This is a genomic window from Eikenella exigua (genome assembly GCF_008805035.1).
GTDB classification, from domain to species: Bacteria; Pseudomonadota; Gammaproteobacteria; order Burkholderiales; family Neisseriaceae; genus Eikenella; species Eikenella exigua.
Map to the genome: position 1 here is coordinate 1,434,003 of NZ_CP038018.1, position 19,265 is coordinate 1,453,267.

16 protein-coding genes, 2 tRNA genes, 1 other RNA gene and 2 pseudogenes are annotated in these 19,265 nt (G+C 53.8%); 12 read left to right on the top strand and 9 right to left on the bottom strand.

From position 1 onward, the window contains the following. The first annotated feature begins 153 nt into the window (after window positions 1-153). A tRNA-Arg gene (locus EZJ17_RS07405) sits at window positions 154-230 on the top strand. A 10-nt stretch (window positions 231-240) separates the two neighbouring features. Next, window positions 241-315 (top strand) — tRNA-Glu (locus EZJ17_RS07410). A 155-nt stretch (window positions 316-470) separates the two neighbouring features. Here the strand turns inward: EZJ17_RS07410 and EZJ17_RS07415 are convergent. Further along, on the bottom strand, window positions 471-1,829 hold the full coding sequence (locus EZJ17_RS07415; RefSeq protein WP_067444043.1) for a recombinase family protein: 1,359 nt from the start codon (window positions 1,827-1,829) through the stop codon (window positions 471-473). 92 nt (window positions 1,830-1,921) lie between these two features. Between EZJ17_RS07415 and EZJ17_RS07420 the strand changes: the two genes are divergently transcribed. From EZJ17_RS07420 to EZJ17_RS07435, 4 genes are all read left to right on the top strand, one after another. After that, window positions 1,922-2,872 (top strand): FmdB family zinc ribbon protein, encoded by a 951-nt coding sequence (locus EZJ17_RS07420; RefSeq protein WP_067444044.1) that lies wholly within the window; start codon window positions 1,922-1,924, stop codon window positions 2,870-2,872. A gap of 124 nt (window positions 2,873-2,996) precedes the next feature. Beyond that, window positions 2,997-3,167, top strand: coding sequence for a hypothetical protein (locus EZJ17_RS10330; RefSeq protein WP_156496473.1), 171 nt, complete (start codon window positions 2,997-2,999; stop codon window positions 3,165-3,167). Then, the gene (locus tag EZJ17_RS07430) at window positions 3,164-3,790 is read left to right on the top strand and encodes a hypothetical protein (RefSeq protein ID WP_067444047.1); all 627 of its coding nucleotides are present in this window, start codon (window positions 3,164-3,166) and stop codon (window positions 3,788-3,790) included. Before EZJ17_RS10330 ends, EZJ17_RS07430 begins: the two co-directional genes overlap by 4 nt. 239 nt (window positions 3,791-4,029) lie before the next feature. Continuing rightward, window positions 4,030-6,426, top strand: coding sequence for a TonB-dependent receptor (locus tag EZJ17_RS07435; protein ID WP_067440940.1), 2,397 nt, complete (start codon window positions 4,030-4,032; stop codon window positions 6,424-6,426). Window positions 6,427-6,907: 481 nt separating this feature from the next. Here EZJ17_RS07435 and EZJ17_RS07440 read toward each other — a convergent pair whose 3' ends face one another. Together EZJ17_RS07440 and dxs are read right to left on the bottom strand one after the other, a co-directional pair. Further along, window positions 6,908-7,108: a hypothetical protein gene (locus EZJ17_RS07440; RefSeq protein ID WP_067440943.1), complete on the bottom strand. Its 201-nt coding sequence runs from the start codon at window positions 7,106-7,108 to the stop codon at window positions 6,908-6,910. A 693-nt stretch (window positions 7,109-7,801) separates the two neighbouring features. After that, a complete protein-coding gene (dxs, locus tag EZJ17_RS07445; protein ID WP_067444049.1) occupies window positions 7,802-9,670 on the bottom strand; it encodes a 1-deoxy-D-xylulose-5-phosphate synthase in 1,869 nt (622 codons plus the stop codon). 132 nt (window positions 9,671-9,802) lie between these two features. Here dxs and rsgA point away from each other — a divergent pair, with 132 nt between their 5' ends. Both rsgA and EZJ17_RS07455 read left to right on the top strand, forming a co-directional pair. Continuing rightward, the gene (gene rsgA / locus EZJ17_RS07450; RefSeq protein ID WP_067444050.1) at window positions 9,803-10,678 is read left to right on the top strand and encodes a ribosome small subunit-dependent GTPase A; all 876 of its coding nucleotides are present in this window, start codon (window positions 9,803-9,805) and stop codon (window positions 10,676-10,678) included. 171 nt (window positions 10,679-10,849) lie between these two features. Then, complete coding sequence (locus EZJ17_RS07455; protein WP_067440952.1) at window positions 10,850-11,044, top strand: hypothetical protein; 195 nt, start codon at window positions 10,850-10,852, stop codon at window positions 11,042-11,044. 81 nt (window positions 11,045-11,125) lie between these two features. On the opposite strand, the gene ffs is transcribed toward EZJ17_RS07455, so the two are convergent. The 5 genes and pseudogenes from ffs to fba form a co-directional block, all read right to left on the bottom strand. After that, window positions 11,126-11,223: signal recognition particle sRNA small type (gene ffs, locus EZJ17_RS07460), an RNA gene on the bottom strand. Between the two features lie 237 nt (window positions 11,224-11,460). After that, window positions 11,461-11,739: a hypothetical protein gene (locus EZJ17_RS07465; RefSeq protein WP_067440955.1), complete on the bottom strand. Its 279-nt coding sequence runs from the start codon at window positions 11,737-11,739 to the stop codon at window positions 11,461-11,463. A 171-nt stretch (window positions 11,740-11,910) separates the two neighbouring features. Further along, window positions 11,911-12,087: pseudogene (locus tag EZJ17_RS07470) on the bottom strand (hypothetical protein); the annotation flags it as partial. A gap of 84 nt (window positions 12,088-12,171) precedes the next feature. Further along, a pseudogene (metX, locus tag EZJ17_RS07475) lies at window positions 12,172-13,028 on the bottom strand (homoserine O-acetyltransferase MetX); the annotation flags it as partial. A 165-nt stretch (window positions 13,029-13,193) separates the two neighbouring features. Continuing rightward, the gene (gene fba, locus EZJ17_RS07480; RefSeq protein ID WP_067440957.1) at window positions 13,194-14,261 is read right to left on the bottom strand and encodes a class II fructose-bisphosphate aldolase; all 1,068 of its coding nucleotides are present in this window, start codon (window positions 14,259-14,261) and stop codon (window positions 13,194-13,196) included. 203 nt (window positions 14,262-14,464) lie between these two features. On the opposite strand from fba, the gene EZJ17_RS07485 reads away from it, so the two are divergent. Next, on the top strand, window positions 14,465-15,115 hold the full coding sequence (locus tag EZJ17_RS07485; protein ID WP_067440960.1) for a pyrimidine 5'-nucleotidase: 651 nt from the start codon (window positions 14,465-14,467) through the stop codon (window positions 15,113-15,115). Window positions 15,116-15,191: 76 nt separating this feature from the next. Then, window positions 15,192-16,622, top strand: a complete 1,431-nt coding sequence (locus EZJ17_RS07490) for an MFS transporter (RefSeq protein WP_151086357.1) — start codon at window positions 15,192-15,194, stop codon at window positions 16,620-16,622. A 65-nt stretch (window positions 16,623-16,687) separates the two neighbouring features. On the opposite strand, the gene EZJ17_RS07495 is transcribed toward EZJ17_RS07490, so the two are convergent. Next, a complete protein-coding gene (locus EZJ17_RS07495) occupies window positions 16,688-17,296 on the bottom strand; it encodes a hypothetical protein (RefSeq protein ID WP_156496438.1) in 609 nt (202 codons plus the stop codon). 236 nt (window positions 17,297-17,532) lie between these two features. Here EZJ17_RS07495 and EZJ17_RS07500 point away from each other — a divergent pair, with 236 nt between their 5' ends. Together EZJ17_RS07500 and glmU are read left to right on the top strand one after the other, a co-directional pair. Next, window positions 17,533-17,772, top strand: a complete 240-nt coding sequence (locus tag EZJ17_RS07500; RefSeq protein WP_067440970.1) for a hypothetical protein — start codon at window positions 17,533-17,535, stop codon at window positions 17,770-17,772. A 94-nt stretch (window positions 17,773-17,866) separates the two neighbouring features. Further along, window positions 17,867-19,237: a bifunctional UDP-N-acetylglucosamine diphosphorylase/glucosamine-1-phosphate N-acetyltransferase GlmU gene (gene glmU / locus EZJ17_RS07505; RefSeq protein ID WP_151086361.1), complete on the top strand. Its 1,371-nt coding sequence runs from the start codon at window positions 17,867-17,869 to the stop codon at window positions 19,235-19,237. Window positions 19,238-19,265: the final 28 nt, after the last annotated feature.

Below are 19,265 nucleotides of genomic sequence, written 5' to 3' on the forward strand. Positions count from 1 at the left end.
AGTTTAAAAGTATTTGATAAAAAGGGTTTATATAACATTTATTTTTACTGATGAATGAAACAGCTAGACAATATTGTGCATGAATAGGGAATATTTTCGGCGAAATAGCTTGACTTGGAAATTAATCCTAAATATAATTCAGAACTTCACAGCGCACCCGTAGCTCAGTTGGATAGAGTATCTGGCTACGAACCAGAGGGTCGGGCGTTCGAATCGCTCCGGGTGCGCCATAATTTATCCGCGCCCATCGTCTAGCGGTTAGGACATCGCCCTTTCACGGCGGTAACGGGGGTTCGATTCCCCCTGGGCGTGCCAACTTTCCGTACTATGAACCCCTATAGAATCATTGATAATTCGTTCCGGGTTGTAGTGTATAACCACTTCAGTGGGATTTATATCTATTTTTCCGATAAAGCTCTGCAATAAAATGCGGAGCTTTTTTTCATTTGCAGTATTCAGGAGGATAGTTTTCAGCGTGCGTAATGCGCTGTCGACATCAATCTCCGGGATTGCATCGACATCGGGCGCGCCCGCCAGCTTGTCGAGTTCGATGAGCAGGGTTTGTTCCCGTTCATCATAACCCCGGCCACGCGCTCAAGCAGGGAGCGGCTGTCTGAACCGGACAGCCCTGATTCCACCAGTTCGAATAGGGTATTGCGCCGGCGGCGTAGTTCGGTGAGCTCTTGCTGCAGTAGTTTGTGCTGCTCGGCATTATTGGTACGTTTTTCGACGTATTTCCGATAAGCCTCACCAATAAAATCGCTGACCACTTCTTGGGTAAGCAGTTTGTCGACCACAATATTTAGCAGGTAGTCATCCAGCTTTTCGGCCGATATGCGGCGCGATATGCAATTGCAACCTTTCTTGAAGCCGCTGCAGTTGTAGTAATTGTAGCGGCGTTTGGTTTTGCTGGTAGCAGTTTCAATGCTCATGGCCTTGCCGCAGTGGCCGCACCGCAGCAAACCGGTGAATAGGAAACGGCTGGAAGGGCTGCCGGTTTGCTTATAATCCGGCCGGTAGCGTTTTTGTACGGCTTCGAAATCTTTTTCCGAAACCAACGGCTCGTGGGTTTGCCGAATAACCCACTCTTCCGGCGGGTTGGGTTTGTTGCCGCTGCGTTTGTTATACACGGTCTGCCCGATGTAGACACGGTTTTTCAGCATATGCGACAGGCTGGCGGCCTGCCATTCGGCCCCGCGCCGGGTATGACCGCGCGCGGTAAAGCTGCGGACGATGGCAATGGCGCCCTCCCCTGCCGCAAAACGGCGGAAGGCTTCCTGCACCAGTGGTTTTTCGGCATCGTTCGGTACCAGTTTACGGCGTTTGCCCTGGCTGGTTATTTGATAGCCGAACGGTGCGCGCCCGCCGTTAAACCAGCCTTCTTCCGCATTTTTCAACATGGCGCGGCGGGTGTCGCGACTGATTTGGCGCGATACCTGCTCATCCATAATCTCCATAATCGAATCGGTGAACCAGCCCTCGTCGGTGTCGCTATCGATATTCATCGATGCATATACCAGGCGGGTGCCGCTTTCACGCAGCAGCAGTTTGTAGCGGGCGGCATCCAGCTTATTACGGGCGAAACGGGAGGTGGACCAGACGATGAAGTAGTCCACATCGTTTACCGCACAATAATGAATCGCGCGTTGAAAAGCCTGCCTCTTCACCGCCGAAGTACCGGTAATGCCCTCATCGCGGAATATCTGCAGCACGCTGGCACCGAGCTCTTGGGCTTTCTTTTTGCATTGATCTGTCTGGGCATCGATTGAAATGCCCTCGTCGGCTTGGCGGGTGGTACTGACCCGCACATAGATGATTGCTCGTTTCATGATTTCCCTTCCTGTGTAGGGTGGATTTTACTGCCTATCCTGTGCCAAAAATACCCCTGTTTTGTTCTTGTCTTTGGTCGTTTAATGCCCGTATGGCCGACCATTCTTCCCAATCCCTCGACACCGTTGTTTTCCGTTGCACCGCCTGCAAGCACACTTTTGAGTGTGCGCCGCAGACAGTGTTGGATGCGCCTGAATGCGAGTGGCACCCGTTTGCCTATCAGGCAGCCTGCCCGAAATGCGGGGAGGCCTGCGCCCAGGCGGCCTGGCACCGCAATCTGATGAAGGGTTGGGCGAATGCCACCGGTCCGAAGACGCCGGAAGGCAAGGCGGCGGTGCGTAAGAATCTGGAAGGCCACCCGACGCCGGAGGAAACACGAAGGACCCGCTTCAATGCGCTCAAACACGGCATGAATGCCCGCACCGCCACCTATTTCCCGGCCAAGCCGGACGGCTACCCGGCCTGCCGCACCTGTACGGTGGATCGCGAATACTGCCGCAGCCAGCCGGCCTGCGTAAAGCAGACGCAGCTGTTTATGCTGCACCACGCCGCGTTCGAGCAGCGCGACCCGCGGTATTTGACCGAGATTTATGCCGATATGCAGGCGGCCATCACCGCCATCGTCCAGCAGATACTGCAGACGATTGTGGCGGACGGGGTGGTTTTGCGCGCACCGGCATGGAAGGTGGATCAGGAAGGCAATGTAGTGATCGGCGAATACCTAGACCGGGCCAGCGGCGAGATGAAGGTGATTTACGAAGTCCACGCCCATCCGCTGATTCGCAGCCTGCAGGATTTCTTGAGCAAAAACGGTTTGTCGCTGGCCGATATGGGTATGACACCGAAAGTCATCGAGCAGGAAGAGCAGGCGCTGGGCCACCTGAAACAGGATGCCGCCACCCAGCAGTCGCTTTTGGAATTCTCCGAGCGCAGTGCCAAAGCGTTGGAAAATTTATCGGTACTGGCACAACGCGCCAACCAACGGCTACAACAAGATCCGGTGTTGATTGAATACCGGCAGCAGAACGGGGATAAATCATGAAAGAGTTTGCAATCAGCACCCTGTTTCTGGGTAGTAAGGTGGCAATCGTGTATGTAGCCTATCTGTCGGCGAAAGAACGGGTACCGCATTGCGGTTGGTTGGTATTCGCCGCGGTATTTTATGTATGTTTTTTCGGGTTAAAGGTGGATTGATGTTGCCGTCGGAATACTGTGCCGACTGCGGCGCCAAATTGGACGGGCACGAGCAGTTGCAATATTTGGACGTGTGCCGCGACTGCCATGAGGAATGGGCAGCCTATTTGGCGCAGTTGGCTCCGCCGGAGGAGGTTGTATGACGACCGCCGCCCAGCGCATCCAAATACAACATAGCGCCGAGCAGGAAATCATGCGCTATGCCCGCCCCGACCCGGTTACCGGCATCAGGCCGCACGCTCTGTGGCACAAGCATGTGCACAACGTCGATCTCGATCCGATGCAGGTGTTGAAGATGCAGCAGATGGACGATAACCGCAATACGGTGGATTTTTCCTGCCGCCGCACCGGTAAAACTGCAGTGAAAGAAATGTACTGCCTGGAATATTTGGCTACTACCCCTTTCCAAGAAGAAGGGATTGTGGCGCCCCGCTTACAGCAGAGCCAAACCAACCTGATGTATCACATCGATGCCATCCGCCGCAGTCCGATTTTGAGCGGTTGGATCGGCTATAAATCCGGGCGGCGACAGATTGCCGACACGCGTTACCAGTTCCACAACGGCAGTAAGGCCGTCTGCTACGGCATCATGAGCCAAATTGACGGTGACGGCCTGAGTATCGGTTCGCTGGAAGAAATCGACGACATGCCGGCCGACCGGCTGTTTTCCCGCTTCCTGCCTATGCTGGACTCGGCACAGTGCTTGGGAGTGGATAGTTCGGTGAGTTTCTACCCGCAAAACCGCCAACACCACCGGCACGATTGATGAAACCACTACCGCCAGCTGGCAGCTATTCGGACGCCGTGCAAAAAATATGCAGAACTGGTAAAAGTAGCCGACAACCAGTGCAACGACCTGCCCAAATGGCAGGCGTATGGGTAAGTAATAGCTGCATCATAGTGCCCGGCATCTGCATCACCACCTATTTTAAGATCTCAGTAGAGCTGTTTTATTAAATCATGTTACACTATGTTATAGAATAACATAGTGTAACTGGTGTAGCTATGAAGTTTTTTGTTTTTCTGTCAGTAGGTTTAGTTGTTTTTAATACTTACCCAACAACAGTTTGGGCTGAAGATGCGGTAGAGTTATCGGAGATTCATATCACGGGACGTAAAACCCCGCAATCGGGTGCCCGTTTGGATAGCGGTAGCAAGAGCGTGCTTTATAACTCAGATCTGCAATCTGTTCGAGCAATATCCTTGGGGCAGACGGTAGAAAAAATCAGTGGTGTTCACAACAACAGCTTCGGCCCCAATAACGGTTTGCCGCAAATCCGCAGCTTGACCGGATCGAGGGTATACCTGATGCAAAATGGTTTGGGTATATCGGATATGGCCGGTATCAGCGGCAATCTGCCCAGTGCGGTTGAGCCTTTCCTAGCTGATAAGATAACTGTACAAAAATCTTCTGCTGCCGTGTTGTATGGAGGGCATGCTGTTGGAGGGGCGGTTCAAGTGGAAACTGGGCAGATTCCCCAACAACTGCCGGAGAAAAATTTTGGCGGCAAGGGGGAAATCAGCGGGGGATACAATACTCCGACCACGCAGTTATTCAGCCTTACCGGCAAAAGCGGGCAGATTGCCTGGCATATCGACGGGATGAATAACAAGATTTCATCCTACCGCGTACCGGGAGACAGTAAGGCTGCGATATGCCACAATCGGGCAGAAATCAATACCAATTATCCGCTGACTCTCTTGTGTCAAGTTTCGAGGAATTACGAGTATTTCTTCAATCAAGGGTTCTATAAATATGTAGATCGGAATTATCTACTCAGAGGTAAAGACTACTTAGACCAATACGAATTGGATATTTCCGATGTTTACCGTCGGGATAAGCCTTCTTACGGCAATTGGGTGGAAAATCCCGGATATGATCCATCTGTTACCGAAGGCAAAGGCAGACGGTTGAGAAGTATTGAAGATGTAACACCTAATGAACACGGCAAAATGGCCAATAGCCATATGCACCAACAATCTGTATCGGCCGGTGTCAGCTATATCGGTGCAGATGGATATATTGGGTTGGGGGTCAGCCGTTATCTGAACCGCTACGGGGTACCGGGCTATGCCTCCTTATCCACACGAGCTGGTAAGAAGAATGCATTGTCACCAGTTAATATAGAAAGCAGCCAAGCCCGTTGGCTACTGGATGGGATGTATCGTTCGCAACAACCCTGGCTGGATAACGTCAGGTTTTCTTTTGCGCATATTGATGCGGCAAACCGTGAGTTGCTCGGCAACCAATTTGCCGACAGCCTGAATAGCCAAAGCAACCAAGGAAGACTGGAGATAAATTACCGACCTATCCAATGGTGGCAGGGAGTGTTGGGCGGGGATTGGACACAACGCCGCACTAACGGTGAGGGGGTTGATCGTTATCTGCCGGACACAAAGACGATCGAATATGCGGTGTTTGCGTTGCAGAAGTTTAATTGGGGAAATTGGTCAACTGATATCGGTGCGCGGCATGGACGCACCCGTCAGCAAGCCATATTGGGCAATTACCAGCCTGGGCGCGGCTTAAATGAAGGTTATATCAAACAACATAATAATAAAATGTTTGAATTGAACAGCTATCAGGCAGCTTTAAAATGGCAGCCTGCTGAAGGTTGGGAAACTGGTATCCGCTACAGCCGTTCGCAACGGGCACCGGAAGTAAACGAGCTGTTTGCCAGTAACCGACACTACGCCATTTTAACCAATGAGCACGGCGATCCGCGTTTGCAGCCTGAAACGGCCAATACATGGGAATTCAGCCAACAAATTAGTTGGAGAAATAGCCGACTGAAGGTTAATTATTACCAAACCCGTTTCCAGGACTATATCTACTTGGGACAAACTGGCACAGATAAGGGGGATGGGCTGCCTTATAAAGAATGGCGGCAGGGAGATACCCGGATTGAAGGGATGGAATTAGAAGCATCCCATCATTTTCATTTAGATCGTTATGGTACTTTAGAAGCAAAAGTATTTGTAGATTGGGTAAAAAATAGTCCGGTTTTTACCGGTAAAAATGATTCCAATAGTTCTTCATGGGATGAATATGTGCGCCGTAAAAATGATGGTGATTATATGCCCGGACTACCAGCATCACGATACGGAGCAAGTTTGGTTTGGAGTAAAGGAAACTGGATGCTCAGCAGCAGTTTGACTCACTATTTACCACAAAAACATTTGGGGCGCGTCATCAACGAAGAAATCAGTTTGGGTGGGTATACTATTTGGGATATGTACCTGAATTACTCCCATCAATTGGGACAGTCCGCTCAAATGGAATGGTTTTTGGATGCCCGAAATCTGAGTAATACCGAAGCACGCCCGCATAACTCCACCTTGAAGTATTTGGCTCCGTTGCCGGGCAGATCGGTACGAACGGGAGTGCGGGTTTCTTTCTAACTAAGTATCCCATTATCTAAAATGACGGATTTACAGTAGTGTAAATCCGTCATTTTTTAATACCAATTGAATTGCCTACCAACAAACATAACAGCCAGCTTGTCTACCTACCCTGTAGGTGTTGATCAAAATGGAAGGGCAATGAGTTTGAATTCTCTGATATTAAGACCACATAAGCAGAAGCTGTTGGATATTTCTGTCCGTCATCTCATGCCCATCTCTGCCTAGAAGAGGAAACAAGCTGGGCCAACAGCCTGAGCACTATTCCATCAATGCTTTATGTTCCGGTTTCCCATCGTTAATAAGCAACAGAGTATCAAATACTTTTTTATTGAGCAGTTCGCTGATTTTCTAACTGTATTCCAACATCTAAAAACATCACAGTAATCGCGTAACTCCAGCCCGTAGGTTTGCGAACAGATCAAACTCAAAAACCTGCAGGCTACCTGAAATTCCAAGAACTCCACCGGCTCCAAATTTTTCACCTCACCCACTCCCACATAAACGTGAACAGAATTTCACGCTTGCCCTTGGGCAGTTTATCAAACAGGCACAAAAACTCGCGCTGCTCTTCAGTATAGTTGTTGTATTCGGGCAAGGCTTCGGCCAGCACCTCTCGCACTGGCTCATACATGATGCCGGTCATTTCTCCTTTGCCGGTGGCCACCCATTCGAAGTTCACTTCCAATGCCTGAGCGATGCACGACAAGAACATGACGAGCTGAAAAGTATCGACCGCAGCCAGTCAGATGGAGACTATGTGTTGTTTGTTACCACCAATATTTGAGGAGGAATCGACATATTGTGATACTGCACAAAAGCAATGATAGGGGTAGGAATAACGAGAATAGCCAAGCAAGCTACCAAGAATTTGGGCGAGCAAATTCACCCTTCACAGATTTACAAGATTGTTGCCAGAAGCGAGAGCTAGGCTGAACACGAAAGATTTTTGGTAGTAGGATATGCATCCGTTGAGTTCATAGTATAGAAAGTACAGCGTGCCAAGATTTCAAGAGTTCAGTTAATTTTGGGCTTTGGAATAACAAAAAATAATGACTTTAGAACTTAACTTTGGAAGCCAAGTTAAGTTCTTTTTATTTATGTTTTGTGTATTATAGCTGCTACAATTATTTGTTATTGCTTTATCGGAGTTACTGAAACTGATACAAGATGGCTAATCACAAACAATACAGGAATACAACAAGGTAAGCCAACATAGTAGGAAGTAAAGTGCTTTGGCAATAACCAATACATTACAACCCTTTCTGTTCAACCGCAATTAAAGGCTACCTGAAATTTTCAGGTAGCCTTTTTACCATCATTTTATGATTCATCCCATCACAATAGCTGCTCTCAGCTGTACTCAGCCAACTAATTATGCAAATGTTTCAATCCGTGCTGTCAGTTTCTCAGCACTCAAACCCAGGTCGTCCAGCAGGATAGTCGGGTCGCCGTGGCCAGTAACGATGTCTTCGATGCCCAGTAGCAACACGGGCAAGCGGCAGCCTTGTTTAGCCAGCACCTCCAACACTGCGCTGCCGGCTCCGCCTTGCACGGCGTTTTCTTCAATGCACACTAGCTGCTGATGGGTGGCAGCCAAATCGGCAATCAATTCTTCGTCCAGCGGTTTCACAAAGCGCATATCGGCCACAGTTAAATCCAGCTGTTCCGCTGCCTGCAACGCGGGCTGCACCATACTGCCGAAAGCCAACACAGCAGTTCCCCTGCCCTGCCGCCGCACCACGCCCTTGCCTACCGGCACGGTATCCAAGCTGCTGCCAATTACCGTACTGCCGCTGACACCGCGCGGGTAGCGCACGGCAGTGGGGCAATCCAACGCGTAGCAGGTAGAAAGCAGCAGGCGGCATTCTTCGCCGCTGCTGGGCGCAGCCAGCACCATATTCGGAATACAGCGCAGGAAGCTCAAATCATAGGCACCGGCATGGGTAGGGCCGTCGGCGCCGACGATACCGGCACGGTCGATGGCAAACAATACTGGCAGGTTTTGCAATGCCACGTCGTGCACAAGTTGGTCGTAAGCGCGTTGCAGGAAAGTAGAGTAAATCGCCACCACGGGTTTGATGCCGCCACAGGCTAGGCCGGCAGCAAAAGTAACAGCGTGCTGCTCGGCAATACCGACGTCAAAATAGCGTTCGGGAAAGCGTCGCTCAAACTCCACCAACCCACTGCCTTCACGCATGGCGGGAGTGATGGCGACCAATTTACCATCTGCAGCGGCTTGGTCGCATATCCATTGGCCGAAAATCTGAGTGTAGCTCAAAGGGGCAGCGCCACCACTCACTGGGCCTTGGTCGGGATTAAATTTGCCCACGGCATGAAAACCGACCGGATCGTTTTCAGCCAGTTTGTAGCCCTGCCCTTTTTGCGTGAGCACATGCAAAAGCTGCGGGCCTTTGCGCTGTTTCATATCTTTGAGCACGGCCACCAGTTGCCGCATGTCGTGGCCGTCCACCGGGCCGGTGTAGGTGAAGCCAAAGTTATCGAACAGTGAATCAGGGCGGATGCGCGAGCCGTCGAGCACGCTTTTCAGCCGCTGCTCCACTTTCTGCGCGATGTGCAGTGCGCCGGGCAGTTTGTCGAGCACTTTTTCGGATTTGTGCTTGATGCTGCGCAGCGTGTCGCGCCAGTCTTTAGCCTGGCTGCCGGCGAGGTATTTAGGGAAAGCGCCCACATTGGGAGAAATCGACATTTCGTTGTCGTTGAGAATAACCAGCAGATCAGTATCCATGTCGCCGGCATTATTCAGCGCTTCAAACGCTTGACCGGCCGTCATGGCCCCATCACCGATAACGGCCACGCTACGGTTGGAGCTACCTGAAAGTTTGTCGGCCACCGCCATGCCCAATGCCGCGCCGATGGAGGTGGAAGAATGGCCAACGCCGAAATCGTCGTATTCCGATTCACTGCGTTTTGGGAAACCGGCCAAACCGTCGTATTGGCGCATGGTATGCATGCGGTTGCGGCGGCCGGTGAGCACTTTGTGCGGATAGCTTTGATGGCCAACATCCCAAATTAAGTGGTCATTAGGTGTATCGTACACATAATGCAACGCCACAGCCAGCTCCACCGCGCCCAGATTACTGGCAAAATGCCCGCCAGTTTTGCTGATGCTGTCGAGCAGAAAGGTACGCAATTCAGCAGCCAGCTGCGGCAACTGGTCTTCACGCAAACGGCGCAAATCCTGCGGGTAGTTGATGGTATCGAGAAGCGGCGTGGTAGTCATAGTGTGGCGATTCCCTATTGATTGGGATAAATAAAGCCAGATTATATAGCCATTCTGCCCGGCACAGCAGGCAAATTGGCATCAGCATGCCAATCCTTGCTATGATGACACTTTCCTACCCGGCACACTGCCATGACCGACACCGCCCAAATCATTACCAGCTACGGCCGCCGCTTTATTGTACGCACCACCGGCGGCCACACCTTCGAGGCCACCACCCGCAAAAAGCGGGTAGACTTCGCCTGCGGCGACCAAGTATACATCACGCCGCTGAATGCCGAGCAAGCGGTGATTGAAGATTTCCTGCCGCGCCGCAGCCTGCTCTTCCGCCAAGATGCTTGGAAAACCAAGCTGATTGCCGCTAATGTGAGCCAACTGCTGATTGTGCTGGCTGCTGTGCCTACACCCAGCGAGCTGCTACTACAACGCGCCCTGCTGGCGGCAGAAGCAGCCGATATCGGCGCAGTGATTGTGTTGAACAAAACCGATTTGCCGGAAACAGGACAATGGCGCAGCAAACTAGAGTTTTATGAAGGCCTGGGCTACCCCGTGCTGCCCGTTAGCGCCATGCAAGATGCCGCCGCCCTGCTACCGATATTGAATGGGCACACCAGCATCCTGCTTGGTCAAAGCGGTATGGGCAAATCCACCCTGATTAATGCCCTGCTCGGCCAAAGCATCGCCCACACCAACGAAATCTCCAGCGCCCTCGATTCCGGCAAACACACCACCACCCACGCCCAGCTCTACGACCTAAACGAAACCGCCCACATCATCGATTCCCCCGGCCTGCAGGAATTCGGCCTGCACCATCTTCAGGTAGCCTCCCTGCCCCACTATTTCCCCGATATGCGCGACTTCATCGGCCAATGCCGGTTCCACAACTGCAGCCACCGCCAAGAACCTGGCTGCGCGATCAAAGCCGCTGCAGAAGCCGGCCATATCCGTGCCGACCGCTTACAGCTTCTGCAACAGCTGACCGATGAACTATCCACAAAAAAGTGGTAAACCTCTGAGGCCGCCTACTGACATTACTGCATTTACATAGCCCTGCATATCTTTACCCTCCTGAACCTTGCACAATCAGAATAGATAATTTACCATTTTCACAAAAGCAATCTATTAGATAATAAAAATTCTGTTTGCACTAGAAAATAACAGCTTTAAAGAGAGTAAATTATGACAAAAAAAACCACCAACTACGTTGTAACCATTGCTGATGCCATCAACAGCAACCAAAACCGCCAGGTTTTGTTGCAGCTGCCACGTGAGGAAGTGCGCTATCTGAACCAGGCCGAATTTAAAAAATTCGTGGCCGACAAATGCCAAGTAAGCGCGTTTAAAATTCATTCTATTGAGCGTTTTTACAAATAAGCTCTTGCTGAAATAGCTTCAGCTATTCAGCCATATATAGCAAAACCGCTCCGGTATTACACCGGAGCGGTTTTTATATGAGGTGGCGAGCCGGAGCCCCGGCACTGCTGAATTCAGGGTGGGCTGCTTGCTTCCGCACCTGACCCCTTGTCCCAAACCTGCATGCGGGGAGACCCGCCGTAGAAAGTACGAATTATACGGAGCCGAATGCGTTTTGCCAAGACGGCACCATTTTCAGGTAGCCTCAACTGGTACAGCTGATGGGTGCAAGCTCAGCTGCTACAGTGTTTCAGGTAGCCTGGTATTGCCTGCCCTCACGAAGATAAAATTCACCTACTTGCTCAACATTCCTAAAAAGGCTACCTGAAAGCCTAATCCAGCTTTCAGGTAGCCTTTTGTATAAATCAACAACTCAATTACTGTCGGAAACCTTCCAACACCTTAACACGGAATATCGGAAACTCATCCAGCTCGTCCAACACAAACAACTGGGCATCATGTTCTTTTTCAAACCCTTTTTCGAATTTTTCCAACAATATGGTGCGGGCGTTGCTAACATCGTATTTTTTGGTGATTTTCAAACGCACCGCCCATTGGCGGCGTGCCGGGTCTTCGATAATCATCATCAGGCATTGCAGCTCGAAGTCACCCTTGTCGTCGTTGCCGAAAAATTTGTCTGAAAAATTGCGCAACATACTGCTTTCCCCCTTGACATTACAAAATGTCTAAAAAATTTAACTTGATTATACGTTTTGCCCACAGGCGATACCATTGCCTGTGGGCGCGATATATTTGACTTAAATCAAACAAATGGCGAATTAGGTATGTTTAAACAATCTCCCCGTTAATATAGGCAACAGGCTGAATTATAAAACCAAATATATCATTTGACCCTCGCGATAAGACACCAAACCACCCAACAGGTTCGGCAGGTAGGAAATACGCTGGCTGCCAACTGTCACCGCGCGTTCCAGTACGTGGATGCGGTTTCTCGCGCACAGGTGATCGAAATAGCCCAGGATGCACCAATGGATGTTCGGCGTGTCGTACCAATCACTAAAACATACCCTTGCTCACGAGCATATGTGCCCACCGAAGGTTACCTGAAAACGGTTGTGCCAGTAGTCGAAATCGGCGGCGGGGTCGAAATAGTCCAGTGCCTTGGTCATAAGCAGGTAAGTGTTGGCATTGAAGCGGTCAGCGAATTTGTCGCCCTGGTAGCGCAGGTAGCTTTCCACCTCAAATTCAATGCTGTAGCCGTATTGCAGCTTACCGCTCCTCATCTGACGGCCGAATTTTTTGCCCAGCCCGTCTTCAGCCAGATAAGTGATGTGCCCCATCATGCGGGCAATCTTCAGGCCGCGCCGGGGCACGGCTTGGCGACTGGAGTAGTGGCCTTCGTGGAAGTCGGGATCGGTGAGGATAGCCTGGCGGGCCATGTCGTTAAACACGATGTTTTGGGTGGACAATTTAGGCGCAGAGGCAATCACCGGCACGTGACGCACACGTTCGGGGAAGTCGGTTGCCCATTGCAAGGTCTGTATACTGCCGAGACTGCCGCCCCTTGATGCCGAAATGGTCGGCCAGCATGGCTTGCGAGCGCACCCGGGCTTTTACGATAACCATCGGAGAATCCGAGCCGTAAGGTTTGCCTGTGGCGGGGTTGATGCTCAACGGGCCGCTGCTGCCCAGGTTATTGGGCCCGACCACAAAAAAGCTTGGTATCCACCGGTTTATTGTGGCCGACCATGTTGCCTCACCAACCGGAGTGTTCGTCGTCCGGATGGTGGCGGCAGGCCACGTGGTGCATGCCGGAAAGGGCATGTCAAATCAGGATGGCGTTGGATTTATCGGCATTGAGCGTGCCATAGGTTTCGGTAATCAAATCAAAACGCAGCAGCGTGTCGACGTTTTGCAGGGCAAAGGGCTGTTCGAATGCAATGGTTTGCGGGGTAACGATGCCCACGAAAGCGGGTGGGTTAATAAATCAGAAAGTTGGTTGGAGTGGTTAATCTCTATCGATAATAGCGGATGGGACGGGGAAATTCATGGTGGGCTGAAGAGAAGGCTACCTGAAAGCGCAGCTTCAACGAAGTTGAAAGTTTTAAGCGTTTTCAGGTAGCCTGCTTTTTTCACTTAAACCAAGCGGCTATTTCGCCACCACCTGGTTCAATTCGCCTTTGGCATAACGGGTGGCCATTTTTTCCAGCGAAATCGGTTTGATTTTGCTGGCCATGCCTTCGCAGCCGAAGGCCTGATAGCGGGCCAGGCAGATGCCTTTCATGGCTTCAATGGTTTTGGCCAGGTATTTGCGCGGGTCGAATTCGGCAGGGTTTTCAGCTAAGAATTTGCGGATTGCTCCCGTGCTGGCCAGGCGCAGGTCGGTGTCGATATTCACTTTGCGCACGCCGTGTTTGATGCCTTCCACAATTTCTTCCACCGGCACGCCATAGGTTTCGCCGATGCCGCCGCCATATTCGTTGATTACTTTCAGCCATTCCTGCGGTACTGAGCTGGAGCCGTGCATCACGATATGCGTGTTCGGCAGGGCGGCGTGGATTTCTTTGATGCGGTCGATGCGCAGCACGTCGCCTGTGGGCGGACGGGTAAATTTATAGGCGCCATGGCTGGTGCCCACGGCAATCGCCAGCGCATCCACGCCGGTGTCGTTCACGAAGCGCACGGCATCTTCCACGCTGGTGAGCATTTGGTCGTGGCTCAATTTGCCCGCTGCGCCCACGCCGTCTTCTTCGCCCGCTTCGCCGGTTTCCAAGTTGCCCAACACGCCGATTTCGCCTTCAACCGACACGCCGCAGGCATGGGAGAAGTTCACCACAGTGCGGGTAACGTCCACGTTGTATTCGTAGGAAGACGGGGTTTTGCCGTCGGCCAGGAGCGAGCCGTCCATCATCACGGAGGAGAAGCCCAGTTGGATAGAGCGCTGGCACACATCGGGCGAGGCACCGTGGTCTTGGTGCATCACCACGGGGATGTGCGGAAACTCTTCCACTGCCGCCAAAATCAGGTGGCGCAAGAAGGGGGCGCCGGCATATTTGCGCGCGCCGGCGGAAGCCTGCACGATAACGGGCGCGTTCACTTGGTCGGCCGCTTCCATGATGGCGCGCATCTGCTCCAAGTTGTTCACATTAAAAGCGGGCAGGCCGTAGCCGTGTTCGGCGGCATGGTCTAAAAGCTGGCGCATGGATACCAGAGCCATAGCAATCTCCTGAATGATAATTGGTTGTGAAAATCTGCGAGATTATAGCAGCAAACCGCCCCAATGGCGGGGGTGGAAATTTAGCCGATTCAAATTGAGCATGGCAGCAGGCCGTAGTGGCAGGCATGACAAGGCGGGTAAGGCAGTAGAATACTCATTTGCAGCAGCTATATAATTCGGTTTTTTATTTTTCAGGTAGCCTCATGCCGCCCTCCCAGCCCGTTTGGCTGTTCGACCTAGACGACACCCTGCATCGCGCCGATGCGGGCATTTTCCGCCTTATCAACCGCCGCATGAGCGAATTCATGGCACGCGAACTGGGCCTGAGCCTGCCCGAAGCTTCCGACTTGCGCGAACACTATTGGCGGCACTACGGCGCCACGCTCGGCGGTTTGCAGCAGCACCATCCGCAGGTTTGCCCCGCCGAATTCCTGCGCCAAAGCCACCATCTGCCCGAACTCATCGCCGCCTTGCAGCCGATGCCGCACATCGATACCGCGCTCGCCGCCCTACCCGGCCGCAAAGCCGTGTTTTCCAACGGCCCTGCGTTTTATGTGCGCGCCCTGATCGAAGCCATGCGGCTGGGCAGCCGTTTTGAAGCCCTATTCGGCGTGGACGACCTTGCCCTGCACTACAAGCCGCAGCCGCAAGCTTTCCATATGGTGTGCACCGCGCTGGCCGTGCCGCCTCAGCAATGCGTGCTGGTGGACGACAGCCCGGCCAATCTGCAAGCGGCCAAAGCTTTGGGCATGCGCACGGTGTGGTTTGGCAGCCGCGCCCGGCCGCAGCCCTGTGCCGACCATATCGCCCGCGATATGTGCGAGCTGCAGGCTCTGGCTGGCAAAATCATGTAAAATCTGGCTCTTGCATTCCAATATCAGATTTCAGGTAGCCTCTTGGCCATAATCAAATAACAAGAAAGAACGCCCTATGCAACACACCGATTCTGCCGACACCCAACACGAATACTTCGCCGACCGCCCCGGCTTTCCCGCCAAAACCATCGTGGCCACGCTCTTTATCGGCGCCTTCTTCGGCTACCTGAACGACACTCTGCTCAACGTGGCGCTCACGCCCATCATGCGCGATTTCCACATCGATAAAACCACCGCCCAATGGCTCACCACCGGCTTTCTCCTGGTGATGGGCGCATTCACGCCGATTACCGCCGGCGTTATCCAATGGTTTGAAACCCGCAAAATGGTGCTCATCACCCAAGCCACCTTCCTCGCCGGCTCGCTGATTTGCGCCCTCGCGCCCAATTTTGGCGTGCTGCTGGTCGGGCGCATGGTGCAGGCCATATCCGCCGCCTTCTTCGTGCCGCTGCTGTTTAACGGCATCCTCAACATTTTCCCGCCCAACCGGCGCGGCACGGCCATGGGTGTGATCACCATGATGTTCACCGCCGCCCCCGCACTCGGCCCCACCCTCTCCGGCATCATCATCGACCACACCCACTGGCGTGTGATCTTCGCCACCACCGCGCCGTTTATGCTCGTGGCCATGTTCCTCGTGGGCAAATACCTCAGTGTCAACCTCAGCCCCATCACCCGCCCCAAAATCGATATCCCCTCCGCCCTGCTCTCCATCAGCGGCTTCGGCGGCTTGGTATATGCCTGCAGCAACTTCGCCAGCCTACCCCTGGCCGAATTCGTGCTGCTGTTGGCCGGCTCGGTGGTGCTCATCGGCTGGTTTGTGCGCCGCCAGTTCCACATCGCCACGCCGCTTTTAAACCTGCGTGCCCTGCAATACCGCCAATTCAGCCTCTGCCTCGCCATCCTCGCCTGCGTCGGCTTCCTCTTCCTCGGCCTCGAGCTGATGATTCCCATCTACACCCAGCAAGTACTGCTACTCTCCGGCACCGCCACCGGCCTCATCCTCATGCCCGCCAGCATCGCCCAGGCCTTGGCCGCCCCGCTGTTCGGCAAACTGCTGGATAAAAAAGGCGGCCGCTTCGTGGTGCTGCCCGCCACCATTATGCTCACCGCCGCCCTGGCTGTATTGTGGGGCTACCTGAAAATCGACACCCAAACCACCGCCCTCTCCGCCATGTTTGCCCTGATGGCCGTGTCCGTATCCGCCTGCATCACCGGCGAAACCCACGGCCTCAACGCCCTGCCCAAATACCTCAACCCGCACGGCGCCGCCATTATTACCACCATCAACCCCATCGCCGGTGCCATTGGCGCGGCCTTCTTTGTGGGCATCACCAACATCGGCGAACACCTCTCCAGCGGCAGCAGTCCGCAGCAAGCCATGCTCAACGGCATCCACCTGAGCATGAGCTTCGCCCTCGCCGTCGGCATCCTCACCATCGTCTGCGCCTACCGGCTCAAGCCGCACAGCAAAAGCAGCGATTAACATCCATGGCCAACAAAGCAAAAGGCTACCTGAACTTTCAGGTAGCCTTTTGGCCCATTACATCATCACTCCGCCGCACATCCTTCGCCACGGCACGGCGGGCACGACTGCCGCTCGTGGTAGCTGGCGGCCAAAGCCAGCACAGCGGTTTCCACCGCCGACGCATCTGCCTGTGCGGGGATTTGCGCCACAAAATAATTCACCGAACGGCTGCCCGGCAGATAAGCCACCAGCTCCTGCCCGCCGTTACGGTAGCCCGTAAACCGCCACAGCTCGCCGCTCACCCCGTCGCGGGCACGGATACGGCGCAGCATGGCCGGCCGTATGCGCTCATTCGATTGGGCATATTGCGCCACCACATCATTCACCTGCCCGCGCACAGCTGCGGAAAAGTTCTCGCCCGGCTTACGGCCGATGCTGCCCGCATAAATCATCACCCGCGCCGCCCGCAGTCTGCCATCTTGCGGCAGAAATACCATCGGTACTCCCTTATCCGCCAGCAACCGGTTATCCTGCGTCCAGCCGGCTGGCGCGTGGAAACCATAACAATGGTTTGCCCCATAGGCATAGCCTGTGTCCGATGCCGGAGCAGCATATGCCCCACTCATAGCCATACAAGCGGCCAACATCAAACCCAAACGCTTCATGATTTTCTCCCATTGTTTGAACGGCACGATTGCCCCCGCTACTCTACCATTAAACCGATATACTGGCCAATCTTTCAGGTAGCCTCAACACTGGCAAACCACCCCACGCCGACCAAAGGCTACCTGAAAACACAACGGACACACAGCCATCCCCAACTTCCTACCTCCATCAAAGCCCAAAAACCAACAGCCAGCCCCAGCTGTTCGCGTTATAATTGGCAGCAAAAGCAACACCCGTCTCACAACAGAAAAAGGATAAAGCCATGCGCCCCGCCGTTCTACTGCTCGCCCTCATCGCCCTTTCCGCCTGCACCTGGGAAACCTACCAAGACCAACAAGGCAAAACCGGCCTGCGCCAGCGTTATGCCCCGGGCACGCCCGTGGTATACCAAGACGGCACTTTCGCCCGCGACCAACGCTACAACGAATACCGCCCCGTGCCCGTGCCTGTTACCCGCGAGCAACACCAACACAGCGTGCCCGAAGCGCCAAGCAGCCATTAATATCGGCAGTTTGAATCCTCTTTTTTCAGGTAGCCCCAAGCAGGCTACCTGAAAACCATCATTATCAACGAAATCGTTTCCAGAAAGCTCCCTCATGCACCAGCCCCTCCATATCGTCATCCTCGCCGCCGGCAAAGGCACGCGCATGTATTCCGCCCTGCCCAAAGTGCTGCACCGCATCGGCGGCCAAACCATGCTCGAGCGCGTTATCGATACCGCGCAAAGCCTCAGCCCGCAAAGTATCAACGTAGTCATCGGCCACGGCAAAGAGCAGGTGCGCGAGCAAGTGCAGCGCGAAGGCATCCGCTGGGTGGAGCAAACCGAACAGCTCGGCACCGGCCATGCCGTGCAAACCGCCCTGCCGCACCTTGGCAACACCGGCCGCACCCTCGTGCTCTACGGCGACGTGCCGCTGATTAACCGCGCCACGCTAGAAGAGCTGCTGCAAGCCGCCGGCAGCGAAATCGGCCTGCTCACCGACATCCCGCCCAACCCCTTCGGGCTGGGCCGCATCATCCGCGAGGCCAACGGCCAAGTGGCCGCCATTGTGGAAGAAAAAGACGCTACACCCGAGCAAAAAGCCATCCGCGAAACCAACACCGGCATTTTCGTTTTGCCCAACGCACACCTTGCCCGCTGGCTAGGCAGCCTCTCCAGCAACAACGCCCAAGGCGAATACTACCTCACCGACGTCATCGCCCTTGCCCGCGCCGACGGCGTGGCCGTGCATCCCGTTCAGGTAGCCTCCTCCTTCCTTGCTGCCGGCGTAAACAACAAAATCCAGCTCGCCGAACTCGAACGCATCTTCCAGCGCGAACAGGCGCACAACCTGCTCCAAGCCGGCCTCACCCTGCGCGACCCGGCCCGCTTCGACCTGCGCGGCAGTCTTCAGCACGGCCAAGATGTGGTGATTGATGTGAACGTGGTGCTGGAAGGCGAAAACCAATTCGGCAACAACGTATCTATCGGCGCCAACTGTGTGATTAAAAACGCGGTAATCGGCGACAACACGGTTATCGAACCCTTCTCGCACCTCGAAAACTGCCGCATCGGCAACAGCGCCCGCATCGGCCCCTTCGCCCGCCTGCGCCCCAAAGCCGATCTGGCCGACGAAGTGCACATCGGCAACTTCGTGGAAGTGAAAAACAGCACCATCGGCCGCAGCAGCAAAGCCAACCACCTCACCTACCTCGGCGACGCGCAAATCGGCAGCCGCAGCAACATCGGCGCCGGCACCATCACCTGCAACTACGACGGCGTACACAAACACCAAACCGTTATCGGTGACGAAGTGCGCATCGGCTCCGGTAATATGCTGGTCGCCCCGCTCACCATCGGCCACCGCGCCACCACCGGCGCCGGCAGCACGCTCACCCGCAACTGCCCAGAAGGTGAACTCACCCTCACCCGCACTCGTCAAACCACTATCCCGGGCTGGATACGGCCTGAGAAGGAGAAAAAATAAGCCGGAGCTTAAAATTTCTGCGGCATGA